Origin of the sequence: Streptomyces sp. NPDC001536 (assembly GCF_042894505.1) — a bacterium.
GTDB lineage: Bacteria > Actinomycetota > Actinomycetes > Streptomycetales > Streptomycetaceae > Streptomyces.
Genome location: NZ_JBIAVQ010000008.1, coordinates 310426 through 322589, shown reverse-complemented (window position 1 = coordinate 322589; position 12164 = coordinate 310426). Strand labels below are relative to the sequence as shown.

At 70.3% G+C, this 12164-nt stretch carries 9 protein-coding genes; 4 read left to right on the top strand and 5 right to left on the bottom strand.

Annotation, left to right across the window (positions count from 1 at the left end; translation table 11 throughout):
* Positions 1-7: 7 nt before the first annotated feature.
* Both ACFY0U_RS23495 and ACFY0U_RS23490 read left to right on the top strand, forming a co-directional pair.
* Positions 8-3610 carry a DUF4082 domain-containing protein gene (locus tag ACFY0U_RS23495; RefSeq protein WP_388638799.1) on the top strand — a complete coding sequence of 1201 codons (3603 nt, stop codon included), beginning with the start codon at positions 8-10 and terminating at the stop codon, positions 3608-3610.
* A 56-nt stretch (positions 3611-3666) separates the two neighbouring features.
* Positions 3667-4713 (top strand): glycosyltransferase family 2 protein, encoded by a 1047-nt coding sequence (locus tag ACFY0U_RS23490; RefSeq protein WP_388638797.1) that lies wholly within the window; start codon positions 3667-3669, stop codon positions 4711-4713.
* 59 nt (positions 4714-4772) lie between these two features.
* Here the strand turns inward: ACFY0U_RS23490 and ACFY0U_RS23485 are convergent, their stop codons facing one another.
* A complete protein-coding gene (locus ACFY0U_RS23485; RefSeq protein WP_388638795.1) occupies positions 4773-5450 on the bottom strand; it encodes a hypothetical protein in 678 nt (225 codons plus the stop codon).
* 77 nt (positions 5451-5527) lie between these two features.
* Here ACFY0U_RS23485 and ACFY0U_RS23480 point away from each other — a divergent pair, with 77 nt between their 5' ends.
* On the top strand, positions 5528-7567 hold the full coding sequence (locus ACFY0U_RS23480; RefSeq protein ID WP_388638794.1) for an O-antigen ligase family protein: 2040 nt from the start codon (positions 5528-5530) through the stop codon (positions 7565-7567).
* Positions 7564-8463: a glycosyltransferase family 2 protein gene (locus ACFY0U_RS23475; RefSeq protein ID WP_388638792.1), complete on the top strand. Its 900-nt coding sequence runs from the start codon at positions 7564-7566 to the stop codon at positions 8461-8463. The genes ACFY0U_RS23480 and ACFY0U_RS23475 overlap by 4 nt, the downstream gene beginning before the upstream one ends.
* An 81-nt stretch (positions 8464-8544) precedes the next feature.
* On the opposite strand, the gene ACFY0U_RS23470 is transcribed toward ACFY0U_RS23475, so the two are convergent.
* The 4 genes from ACFY0U_RS23470 to ACFY0U_RS23455 are packed head-to-tail and all read right to left on the bottom strand — an operon-like array spanning position 8545 to position 12163.
* Entirely contained in the window at positions 8545-9528 is a 984-nt protein-coding gene (locus ACFY0U_RS23470; protein ID WP_388638791.1) for a class I SAM-dependent methyltransferase, read from the bottom strand.
* The gene (locus ACFY0U_RS23465; RefSeq protein WP_388638789.1) at positions 9528-10199 is read right to left on the bottom strand and encodes a class I SAM-dependent methyltransferase; all 672 of its coding nucleotides are present in this window, start codon (positions 10197-10199) and stop codon (positions 9528-9530) included. The genes ACFY0U_RS23470 and ACFY0U_RS23465 overlap by 1 nt, the downstream gene beginning before the upstream one ends.
* A 39-nt stretch (positions 10200-10238) precedes the next feature.
* Complete coding sequence (locus ACFY0U_RS23460) at positions 10239-11048, bottom strand: glycosyltransferase family 2 protein (protein WP_388638787.1); 810 nt, start codon at positions 11046-11048, stop codon at positions 10239-10241.
* Positions 11045-12163, bottom strand: a complete 1119-nt coding sequence (locus ACFY0U_RS23455) for a hypothetical protein (RefSeq protein ID WP_388638786.1) — start codon at positions 12161-12163, stop codon at positions 11045-11047. Before ACFY0U_RS23455 ends, ACFY0U_RS23460 begins: the two co-directional genes overlap by 4 nt.
* Position 12164: the final 1 nt, after the last annotated feature.

Sequence of the window (12164 nt, the reverse complement as noted above, 5' to 3'; positions counted from 1 at the left end):
GGTACACATGAACAGATGGGGCAGACGGCTCCGGGGCGGGCGCCTCGCCGTCGCAGCAGCATTGATATGGGCGGTGCTCCCGCAGGCCGTACCCGCGCAGGCGGCGTCCGATCCCTGCGGAACGGGCTCCAACGCGATCGTCTGCGAGAACTCCAAGGCGGGCAGCCCGATGTCCGACTGGTACTCGCCCAACTCCTACGGCGACATCAAGGGATTCACCACCAAGGAGAGCGTCCAGGCCGGTGACACCGTCCAGTTCAAGATCCAGTCACCGGTCTCGTACCGCGTGGAGATCTACCGACTCGGCTGGTACGGCGGCGACGGAGCGCGCCTGATCTCCACCGCGGCCCAGGCCGCCGTGACCTATCCGGCCAACTACACGAACAACCCCGCCAGTTGCACCACCAAGGCCGGCACAGGCCTGGTCGACTGCGGCAACTGGCCCGTGACAGTGAACTGGACCGTGCCCAGCGACGCCGTGTCCGGCCTCTACATCGCGAACCTGACGCAGACGGACGGCGACGGTCTGATGCCGTACCCGTTCGTCGTCCGCAAGGACTCCAGCACCTCCGACATCGTCGTACAGACCAGCGACCAGACCTGGCAGGCCTACAACGACTACGGCGGCCAGGACCTCTACGGCGGCACCGGGCCCGCGCCGGACGGCCGTGCCTACGAGGTCAGTTACAACCGGCCGCTGGACATCGGCGGCGACAACGGCATCTACGGCTCCGAGTTCATGATGCTGTCCTGGCTGGAGCGCAACGGCTACGACGTCAGCTATCTGTCCGGCGTGGACGTGTCGACCCGTGGTGACACCCTGCTGGAGAACCACGACGTGTACCTGTCCTCGGGACACGACGAATACTGGACGCAGAGCCAGTACGACAACGTCCTGGCGGCCCGCAAGGCCGGTGTGCGGCAGGCCTACTTCAGCGGCAACGAGGTCTTCTGGAAGACGCGGCTCACCCCGAGCATCGACGGCACCAGCACCTCGAACCGCACCCTGACCTGCTACAAGATGACCAAGATGGTGCAGGGCAACGGCATCGCCGACCCCAGCGGTGAGTGGACCGGCACCTGGATGGACCCGACCAGCACCCAGTACGGCATGGACTACCAGCCGCCGAACATCCTCACCGGCTCCATGTTCACGGTGAACGGCTACCGCGCCGACGCGATCACGGTCCCCGGCTCGTACGGCAAGAACCGGCTGTGGCGCAACACCTCGATCGCCAACCTCACGTCGAGCCAGACCGCCACGTTCCCGACGGGCACCCTCGGCTACGAGTGGGACAGCGACATCGTCAACAGCACCAGGCCGGCCGGCGCGATCCATCTGTCGTCCACGACGGTGGACATCGACGACGGCAAGTACCGCCTGGACTGGGGCAACATGTACGGCAACGGGACGGCGACGCACAACCTCGTCGAGTTCCGCGACCAGGACTCCGGAGCCCTCGTGTTCGGTGCGGGCACCGTGCAGTGGTCGTGGGGCCTGACCAACCTGCCGACCTACGACCCCGACGACGTGGTGGTCACCGAGGACGTCCGCATGCAGCAGGCGACCGTGAACGTGCTGGCCGACATGGGCGTCCAGCCGAAGAACCTGCAGAGCAACCTCGTCAGCGCCACGGCCTCCACCGACACCACCGGCCCGACCATCACCGTGTCCAGCCCGGCCTCCGGGGTCACCGTCCCGGCGCTCAAGCCGGTCACCATCTCCGGCACCGCCAGTGACTCCGGCGGCGGAGTCGTCGCCCGCACGGAGGTCTCCACCGACGGCGGCACCACCTGGAACGCCGCCACCGGACTGACGTCCTGGACCTACAGCTGGACGCCGACGACCCCGGGCAGCGCCTCCATCAAGGTCCGCGCGGTCGACGACAGCGTCAACATCGGCGCCGTCACCACCATCCCGCTGACCGTCGGCCCCCAGGCCTGCCCCTGCACCATCTGGCCGGCCACCGCCGTCCCCGGCACCCTCAACGCGGGCGACGCCGGACCGCTGGAGCTCGGCGTCAAGATCCGTACCACGGTGGCCGGTTCGATCACCGGCATCCGCTTCTACAAGTCACCCGCCAACACCGGCACCCACACCGGCAGCCTGTGGAGCGCCTCCGGCACCCGCCTGGCCACCGGCACCTTCACCAACGAGACGGCCTCCGGCTGGCAGCAGCTGAACTTCGCCACCCCGGTCACCGTCAAGGCCAACACCACCTACGTCGCCTCGTACTTCGCCCCCAACGGCGGCTACTCCTACGACGCCGGCTACTTCTCCGACAACTCCGCGGGCCTCGCCCCGCTCACGGCCCTGAAGTCCGGCACCGACGGCGGCAACGGCGTCTACCGCTACAGCTCCACCAGCGCCTTCCCGTCCTCGCAGTCCTCGGGCAGCAACTACTGGGTCGACGTGGTGCTGGACACCGCGACGGCCAGCACCACCCCGCCCGTCGTCACCTCGACGTCCCCGACCTCGGGGGCCACCGGCGCGGCGATCACGACACCGGTGTCGGCCGTCTTCGACCACGCCATCGACGGCGACACGCTGACGTTCACCGTGAAGGACCCGAACGGCAACACCGTGCCGGGCGCCAAGACGCTGCCCGCGTCGAACAAGGCGACCTTCACCCCGTCCACGGAGCTGGAGCTGCACACCACGTACACCGCCTCCGTCCGGGCGGAGGACCTGTGGGGCAACGCCATGTCGGCGCCGGTGACCTGGACGTTCACCACCAGCAACACCCCGCCCGCGGTCACCTGCCCGTGCACGCTGTGGAACTCCAACACCGTGCCGGCCAGAACCGCCGTCACCGACGACCCCAACTCCCTCGAACTGGGCACCCGGTTCCAGTCCTCGGCGAGCGGCTGGGTCACCGGCGTCACCTTCTACAAGGGCGCGACCAACACCGGCACCCACACGGGCAGCCTCTGGTCCACCAGCGGCACGCTCCTGGCCTCCGGCACCTTCACCAGCGAGTCCGCCTCCGGCTGGCAGACGATGACCTTCGCCACCCCGGTGGCGATCAGCGCGGACACCGCGTACGTCGTCTCCTACCACGCACCGAACGGCAACTACGCGGTGGACGGCGGCTACTTCGCGTCGGCCCACAAGTCGTATCCGCTGACCGCCACCGCCGACATCAGCACGGCCCGCAACGGGCTCTACCGATACGGCAGTGACGTGGCCTTCCCCAACAGTTCCTACGGATCCGCGAACTACTGGGTCGGGCCGATCTTCACCGCCGAGAACCCGTCCGCCTCGCTCACGTCGGGCACCACGTCGGAGGAGACCTCCTCCTTGCTGGCGCACACCGCCGACGCCTCCGACCCGCTGGTCACCACGCTGCCCAGCGCGACGAAGCTGGGGTCGGTGAAGGCGAAGCTGACCATCCTGCCGGGCGCCGAGGCCGCGGTCGCCAGGAAGCTCCACGTCAAGGCCGTCCTCGACTACGACCGGGCCACCCACAAGGTGTCCGTCCATCTGTCCGCCCCGCTGCCGGACGGCACGCGGTTCACGATCACGGTCACGGCCCGGGACAAGAAGCACCACACGGTGAAGTCCCGGGACTGGACCCTGACCAGCAAGACCGTCCGTAAGAAGCACTAGAGCGCACCGGTGCCGGCCTCCACGGAGGCCGGCACCGGGGATTGGCCTCATCACCGATGTCCACCGTCAGTGTCGTGATCCCCTGCTACAAGTACGGCGACTTCCTCGCCGACTGCGTCAGCAGCGTCCTGGACGAGCAGGACGGCGTCGACGTCCGGGTCCTCATCATCGACGACGCCTCGCCCGACGACTCGGCGGAGACCGCCCGCAAGCTGGCGGCCTCCGACCCGCGCATCGAGGTCCGCGTCCACGAGACCAACAAGGGCCACATCGCCACCTACAACGAGGGCCTCCTCGAATGGGCCGACGGTGACTACGTGGCACTGCTCTCCGCCGACGACCGTCTGGTCCCCGGCGCCCTGGTACGCGCCGCCGCGCTCCTGGACGCCCATCCGGAGGCGGGGTTCGCCTACGGCCGTCCCCTGCGCTTCCAGCACGGCGGCCCGCTGCCCAAGGCCCGTACCGGCGGCACCGGTTCGGTCGTCTACCCCGGGCACTGGTGGCTGGAGCGCCGCTTCCGCGAGGGCACCGGCTGCATCACCTCGCCCGAGGTCGTGGTCCGCACCAGCCTCCAGCGCGAGGTGGGGGGCTACGACCCCGCGCTTCCGCACGCCGGTGACATCGAGATGTGGATGCGGCTCGCCGCCCGCGCCGACGTCGGCTATGTACGCGGCGCCGACCAGGCCTTCTACCGCGTCCACGGCAACAACATGTCCACCACCGACTTCGGCGGCCAGCTCGACGACCTCCGCCAGCGCCTGGTGGCGTACGACTCCGTGCTCGACAAGTGCTCCGACCTGCTGCCACAGGCCGACCGGCTCGCCGGCGCCGTGCACACCCGCCTCGCCCGCTTCGCGCTGCGCCGCGCCTACCGCGCCTACGACCGGGGGCGCACCGACGTCGTCCCGGTCGACGACCTGGTGGCGTTCGCCGAGGAGTGCCTGCCCGGGTACGCGGCGCTGCCCGAATACCGCGCGCTACGGCTCAGACAGCGGATCGGAGCGAAGGCGATGCCGTATCTGCAACCGCTCGTGTGGTCGGCCGTGGCCGAGCGCGGGCGGGAGTGGCTGTGGTGGGAGTCGTGGAAGCGCCGCGGTCTCTGATGACGCCCATGCTCGACCCGAGGCCCGTGACGGGCCGTCCGGGCGGGAAGCTCCGTGGCTCAGCCCGCCACCGGCACCCCGCCGACCTGGGGGAGCGGGTCCGGGTTCGGGGAGGACTGCTTCCTGGACCTGCGACGCAGCGCGTACCGGTCGCACCACAGCGCGCCGACGATCCCCGCGAGCCCGCCCAGAAGTGCCGTACCGGCCAGCGCGCGGCTCTTGGTGCCCTGCACCTGCGCGGCGCTCGGCGTGACCAGGACGGACGCGTTGATCCGCGACTCCGGCGCGATCCCCTGCGCCTCCTGGACGTCCGCCACATGCCGGGCGTAGACGTCGATGATCCGGCGGACCGAGGTGTCGGCCGCGGCGGGATCGCCCCCGCGCGCCTGCACCTGCACCGAGGGGATCAGATAGCGGGGTGTCGCGCTGGTGCCGCTGTTGCGCGGGATCAGCTGGTACCTGCCATGGACCCCGGCGGAAGCCAACTCCGCGCGCCCGGCGGGCGATTCGAGCTGCTGGATGACGCCGTACGAGAGCGTGGCGAGCGGCGGCTGGAGATTGGTCAGCTGGTTGGGCTGGTTGCCGGTCGCCGGCGGCTTGAGGACGACCACCGCCGAGCTCAGGTACTGCGGGGTGGGCCGGAGCACCGGATAGGCTCCGGCAGCCGTCAGCAGGAGCGCGAGCAACAGTACGTACCAGCGGCGGAGCAGCGCTTCGGCGACGTCACGAGGCGACACAGGGATTCCTTCCGTCGGCCTCGATCCTCGCAGGCGCCGGGGCGGGCCGCCACCGAATCACACCGGGGAGAGTTCTCATGAGCCTGGGCGACATCTGGGCGATCATGTGCAGGCGCTGGTACTTCATGGTGCCCCTCACCCTGCTCAGCCTTCTCGCGGGCGGCTATCTGTACCGGACCGTCCCGGTCTCCTACCAGTCCCAGAGCTCCGTCACGCTCCTGGACTCCACGGCGGTCGCCGAGTTGGCGCCGACCTTCGGCAACCCCATCTCGAACGCGGGCGGTTCACTCGTCGTCACGGCCGACGTGCTGATCAGGACGCTCCAGTCGAGCGAGTCGGCCAAGGAACTGCACTCCCGGGGCGTCACGGACCGGTACACGGTCGGATTCGCGCCGGCCGCCGACAGCCCGCTGCTCACCCTGAGCGTCACCGGGACCGACCGGGAGAAGGTGCTGGAGGAGACCACCACCCTCACCGAGTTCACCGGGGAGCAGCTGAAGGCCCTGCAAGCGGCGTCCAAGGTGCCCAGGGGGTACCTCGTGCAGGCCGCGCCGGTCGTGCTGCCCCAGACACCGGTCTCGCAGCCGAAGGCCCGGTACCAGAACATCGCGTCGGTCGTCATCGTCGGCGTCGTCAGCGCGTTCCTGCTGTCCATCCTGGCCGAGGGCGTCGCGGTGGTCCGCCGCCGCGGACGCGCCCGGGACGGATACATCCCCCGCCGCCATCGCGCCAAGCCCCCCGAGCGGGCGCCCAGGGGCCTGCTGACCCGGCGACTGGACGCCACGACGATCCTCACCGGCTATCTCGCGCTGGCCTTCTTCGTCCCCTCGAACCTCACCCTGCCCGCGCTGGGCGGCGTCGGCACCCCCGCCAACGTCTTCGCCCTGCTGGGACTCCTCTGGTACCTCGCGACCTGGCTCGGCGGCCGGATCCGCCCCGCCGAGGGCACCAGGCTGCCGCGCGTGGCGATGTGCCTGCTCGCCGTGGCGGTGCTGCTGTCCTACGTCGCCGATGCGACCCGCGACAGCACGCACGAGGAGGTCCTCGGCGCCGACCGCGGGCTCATCGGGCTCGGGGTCTGGGTGGCGCTGGTGGTGCTGGCCTCGGCCGGCATCCAGGAGCGCGACCGGCTGGAGACCCTGATGCGCCGGCTCGTCGTCCTGGGCACGGTGGTCGCCCTCATCGGCTACTACGACTTCTTCGCCGCGACCAACATCGCCGACTCCATCCGCATCCCCGGCCTCCAGTCCAGCACCGCCGGGATCAGCGCCATGGACCGCGGTTCGTTCACCCGGCCGCGCTCCACCACGGCCCATCCGCTGGAGTTCGGCGGCATGCTGGCCATCCTCGTCCCCTTCGCCGTCCACCAGGCCTTCGATCCGGTACGCCGGCACGCCGGTGCGCTGCGCCGCTGGGCGCCGGTGGCGATCATGGCGGGCGCGCTGCCGCTGACGGTCTCCCGGACGTCCATCATCGGCGCGCTCATCGTGATCCTGGTGATGGTGCCCCGCTGGAAGCCGCAGCGGCGCTGGGCCGCGATCGGCATCATCCTGGGGTCGGTGGCCGGCTTCAAGGTGATCATCCCCGGGCTGATCGGCACCATCACCAACCTGTTCGCGAGCTTCCTGTCCGGCTCCGACAGCAGCACCCAGGCGCGCACCGTGAAGTACAGCGCGATCGTCCCCTACCTCGACGAACACCCCTGGTTCGGAAGGGGATTCGGCACCTTCACACCCGACCTGTACTTCTTCACGGACAACCAGTACATGCTGACCCTGGCCGAGATGGGCATCGTGGGGCTGGTCGCGCTGCTCGCCCTGTTCGTCACCGGCATCCACACCGGCGGCACCATCCGCCGTCTCGCCCGCACCGACTCGGACCGCGAACTCGGGCAGGCCTTCCTCGCCTCGGCGCTGGTCGCGCTGGTCATCAGCGCCACCTTCGACGCGCTCAGCTTCCCCATGTACGCCGGGATGTTCTTCCTAACCCTGGGGGCCGGCGGCAGCTACCTCGGCTTCGTCCGCCGTGAGGCCGCGGCTGCCGCGGCGGCGGCCGAGGTCCCCGTCTCCCGTAAGCCGTCCGAAGCCCAGCTCCCTGAACTCGTGGAGTCCCGATGAGCCCCGTCGCCGTCCTCGCCGTCACCTGGAACAGCGCCTCGGTGCTCCCCGGGTTCCTCGCCGCGCTTCCCGAGGGCATGGCAGGACTCGACTGGCGGCTGGTCGTCGCCGACAACGACTCCGCCGACGACACCGTCGACGTGCTGCGGGAGCTGGCGCCGGACACCACCATCGTCCAGACCGGCCGCAACGCCGGGTACGCGGCCGGCATCAACGCCGCGCTGGGCGCGGCCGGCGAGTACAGCGCCGTCGTGATCTGCAATCCCGACATCCGGATGCGCCAGGGCTGCGCCAAGCTGCTCGTCGACAGCCTCGGCGACGGCGTCGGCATCGCCGTACCCCTTCTGTACGAAGAGGGCAGCGACACACCCCACCGCTCACTGCGCCGCGAGTCCACCGTGCTCCGTGCCCTCGGCGAGGCCGTGATCGGCAACACCCGGGCCGGCCGCTTCCCGGCCCTGAGCGAACTCGTCACCGACCCCGCCGCCTACCGGCACCCCACCCGAGCGGACTGGGCGACCGGCGCGCTCATGGCGATATCGGCGGACTGCCTGACGGCGTGCGGCCCGTGGGACGAGTCCTTCTTCCTCTACTCGGAGGAGACGGAGTACTGCCTACGGGCACGGGACAAGGGCTACGCCACCCAGCTGGAACCGGTGGCCGAGGCCGTCCACCTGGGAGGCGACTCCCAGGTGTCCCCCCGCCTGTGGACCCTCCTCACCCTCAACCGGGTCCGCTTGTACCGCCGGCGCCACGGCGCCTTGGCCACCGCAGCCTTCCGGGCAGCGGTCCTGCTCCGCGAAACGTCACGCGCAGCACTGGGCCGCAAGGCAAGCCGAGCGGCGGCGGCAGCTCTGGCGAGGCCGGGTGCCCTGCGCAAGACGCCGGGCCCCTGAGGCGCCCCAAAGGGGCGCGGGGAACTGCGCGACCAGCCACGACGGTCCCGCAGCCGACAGCGGGCAGATCGCGGCACCCCCTTAGTCGACACTCCGCGGCCGGCACACCATGGCAACGAAGTCGTGCCCCACCTCCGGCAGCACAGCATCCTCCGCAGCGAAACACCGCTCCAGCAACGCCAACGTCTCCGGCTCCTGATCACGGAAGTTGTGCGCGATCCCCGAGAACGCGATGTGCAACACCGTCCCCCCGTACGGCCGCTCCTCGACAACCTCGAACTCACGCCGCAACCCCGGCAGCAACGCCGCCGCGTCCACCGCCTCGGAGGGATCGTCCAGCACCATCGACAACCTGCTCGGCCGCACCACCCGCCGCTTGATCCGCCCGTCCGCCAGTCGCCGCCGCTCCTCGGGCAGCAGGGCCAACAGCGCGTTCGCCGCATCCAGTTGGGCGTCGGTCCACTGGAACCGGGTCGGCCCGACGAACTCGTCGACCACGAACGTCCCGTCGGGCTCGATCAGCCGGGACAGCCGCGGCAGCGTCTCGTCGAGGTTGTCGAAGTGGTGCAGCGACTGGAGACCCAGCAGTACGTCGAAGCGCTCCCCGTCGGCCGCCATCCGGTTGACGTCCGTGACCCGGAAGCGCAGCACATCGGAGAGGCCCTCCTCGGCCGCGGTCCGAGTCGCGAAGTCGATCCGCTGCTGGGCCACGTCCACGCCCTCCAGGAGGGAGAACGCGCCGGTCTTCGCCCAGAGCAGCTCGTTGCCGCCGGTGCCGCACCCGAGCGAGAGGCCGCGCAGATCGGTGCGCGGCGCGAAGTGCTTGGCGGCCACGTACTGGGGAAAGGACGTGTCCGCGTCGCCGGTCATCAGCAGGTTCCACCGCCTGATGACCGCAGGGATCGCCCACCACTCGGTCAGCGACGGGTCGACCTGTGACCAGTGCTGGACCACGCGCGCGCCGCCGCGCACCCGGAGTTTGGCCAGCACCGGGTCCAGGTCCAGCTTCCGCACCTTGCGCAACAGCCGGTCGGCGTCATGTCTGTTGATGAGGTTGTTCAGCATCAGCGCTCCCTTCGTACGGCGATGAGGGACTTCGGGGCACCGAGCACCCGCTCGCTGAGGAGCACCGAGTCGGGGAACAGGTAGCGCATCTCGGTGCGGGTCAGCAGCTCGATGTTGATCACCGCGTTCATCGCCGACTCCGGGCTGTCGGGGCGGCTGTGCACCAGCGGCCAGCGCCGCACCAGACGGGCTCTGGCGGCCAGCGGCAGGAACTGGAAGCCGGGTGCCACGAAGTGCGGCTCGACGGGGAAGTAGCGGTAGGGGGTCTGGATCCAGTGCCGCGGGGCCAGTTGCTCTACGGCGGCGACGAACTTCTGCCGCTGGCTGTGGCCGCCGACGTGCTCGATGGTCGAGTTGGAGAACACCAGGTCGTAGCCGCCCTTGGCGCTCAGTTCGGCGGCGACCTCCGGGTCGGTGACGTCGGCGACCTCGGTGGTGATCCAGTCGGGCACGTCGGAGGGATGCTCCTCCAGGTTGATCAGGTGGACGTGCTTGGCGCGCACGGGTGCGCGCAGCCACATCTCGGCCGTGCCGCCCAGGTCCACGACGCTCATGTTCTCGATTCCGGGGAAGCAGCGTCGGAACCGCTCCCAGCGGGCGACGCGCATGCGTTCGCCCAGGGAGCCGGGCGCGTCGACGAACTTGTTTCTGAGGGCCCGGGATCGGGGCATCGGATCAACCACCTGTGGTCGGAGCGGATGGTGGGAGCGTCAGCGGGGCTGACGCCACTGCGTGTAGAAGCTGGCGGGGTTCATCAGGTACCGGACGGTCGGATACGGCACATGCAGCACCCGATGCCGGCGGCCGTACCGGCGGATCAACTCCCAGTCCTCACGGGGCAGCACCTCGGGTGTGCGGCGCAGCCGGCTGAAGTGCAGGGAGCGATTGCGGCGGGCGACGAAGGCGTTGGTGTCCAGGAAGGCCTCGCGGGCGGCGCGGCGCCGGTCGTAGGGCACCGACAGGACGTCGCTCTCGGTGCCGTCGGGCAGGACGCGGCGCAGTGCCGTGTAGACGCCGTCGGGCCCGCCGGGGGAGTCCAGGGCCGCCAACGCCCTTTCCAGATGGTCGGGTTCCCACAGGTTGTCGTCGTCCAGGAACGCCACGTACCGGGAGCGGGTGAGGCGGATGCCCACGTTGCGCACGACGCCCGCGACTCCGGTGTTGTGGGCCAGGGAGACGGCGAACAGCCTCGGGTCGTCGGGGAGTTCGGGCAGTCCCGCGCCGTCGTCGACCACGATCACGACCTGGTCGCGCACGGTCTGGTCCAGGGCCGAGCGCACCGCGGCACGCAGCGCCTCGGGGCGTCGGTGGGTGGCGATGACCGTGGCGACCAGCGCCGTGGGCGGTGTCGCCAGGGCGGCGGCCAGCCGTCGGGTCTCGGCGTCCTCGGTCCGGCGCAGCCGCATCGCGGAGGGGGCCAGCAGGACCTTGTTCCTCGCCTCGAAGAGCACCAGCCAGCCGAACACCGCCTTCAGCAGCGTCCAGGGCGCCCGCGCGAGACGGCGCGCGACGCCGCTCACGAGGCGGGCTCCGGCTGGACCAGGCGGCCGTCGGACAGCCGGTTGTCGCGCCACACGTTTCCGGCGCCGCCGTGGTTCCAGTGCGCGACCACGCCGTATCCGCCGGAGGCGGGGTGGTATTCGGTCGAGAAGATGTTGTCGGTGACCTTGATCCCGGTGGCGCCCGTGGAACCGCCGTACAGGGCGTACGCGCCGCCGGCGATCCAGTTGTCGTCCACGGTGACGTTGCGGACCACCCCGGTGTCCGCGAACAGGCCGATGCTTCCGGAGGCGCCCTGTTTGAGGCTGGTCTCGTTGAGCAGGGTGTTGTGGCGGATGATCAGATGGCCGGTGTTGCCGCCGCCGCTGATCACCGCGTTGGTGTGCTGCCACTCGCCGCCGAGGTTGATGAACGGCTCGATGTCGTGCACGTAGTTGTCGTGCAGATTGCCCTGTCCCATGGAGAGGGCGTCGCCGAACACCGAGACGTCGCACCAGCCGACCTCGATGGAGCTGCCTCCCATGTTCGACACGGCGTAGTCCACACCGCCGTTGTCGGGCCCCTTGCCGGGGACGGCCGTGATCTCCGAGTGCAGGACCTTCAGACCGCTGAACCCGGGGCGCAGGTTGATGCCCCACCAGCTGTCCGAGGTGATCTTGCTGTCGATGACGGTGACGTTGTTCGCGTAGATGTCGAGCGAGCCGGTGATGTCCTGGCCCCGGATGACGAGCCCGTCCGTACGGATCGCCCAGTACCCGGTCTTCTTGGGCTTGAGAGGGATCCGCGGACCGGTGCTGTCCGCGTCGGGGAATCCGCAGGCGCCCGGCGAGGCGCAGTTGACCCTGGACGCGGGGGCACCGGACGCGCTCGCGCTCGCGGTGGGCTTCTTCGTCGGCGAGGCCGAGGCCGAGGGGGAGGGCGAGGCGGCGGGGCGGTCCGTCGCCTCGCCGACCGCGGTCGACGCCGCGGTGCTCGGCGACACCGCCGGGGACCCGCTCGCACGGCAACTCGGCCCGTCCCCGGGGCACTTCGACGACGAGGCCCGCTCCGAGCCCGAGCAGGCCGCGCACAAGACGGCCACCAAGGCCGCGAACAGCAGTCCCGTGAGCGAGGTACGGCTGATGCGCCGTGACATC

What these genes read in the sequence shown, in the direction of transcription:
- ACFY0U_RS23490 (WP_388638797.1), top strand. Translation starts at nt 3,667, where the DNA reads ATGTCCACCGTCAGTGTCGTGATCCCCTGCTACAAGTACGGCGACTTC.
- ACFY0U_RS23495 (WP_388638799.1), top strand. Translation starts at nt 8, where the DNA reads ATGAACAGATGGGGCAGACGGCTCCGGGGCGGGCGCCTCGCCGTCGCA.
- ACFY0U_RS23470 (WP_388638791.1), bottom strand. Translation starts at nt 9,528, where the DNA reads ATGCTGAACAACCTCATCAACAGACATGACGCCGACCGGCTGTTGCGC.
- ACFY0U_RS23455 (WP_388638786.1), bottom strand. Translation starts at nt 12,163, where the DNA reads ATGTCACGGCGCATCAGCCGTACCTCGCTCACGGGACTGCTGTTCGCG.
- ACFY0U_RS23475 (WP_388638792.1), top strand. Translation starts at nt 7,564, where the DNA reads ATGAGCCCCGTCGCCGTCCTCGCCGTCACCTGGAACAGCGCCTCGGTG.
- ACFY0U_RS23465 (WP_388638789.1), bottom strand. Translation starts at nt 10,199, where the DNA reads ATGCCCCGATCCCGGGCCCTCAGAAACAAGTTCGTCGACGCGCCCGGC.
- ACFY0U_RS23480 (WP_388638794.1), top strand. Translation starts at nt 5,528, where the DNA reads ATGAGCCTGGGCGACATCTGGGCGATCATGTGCAGGCGCTGGTACTTC.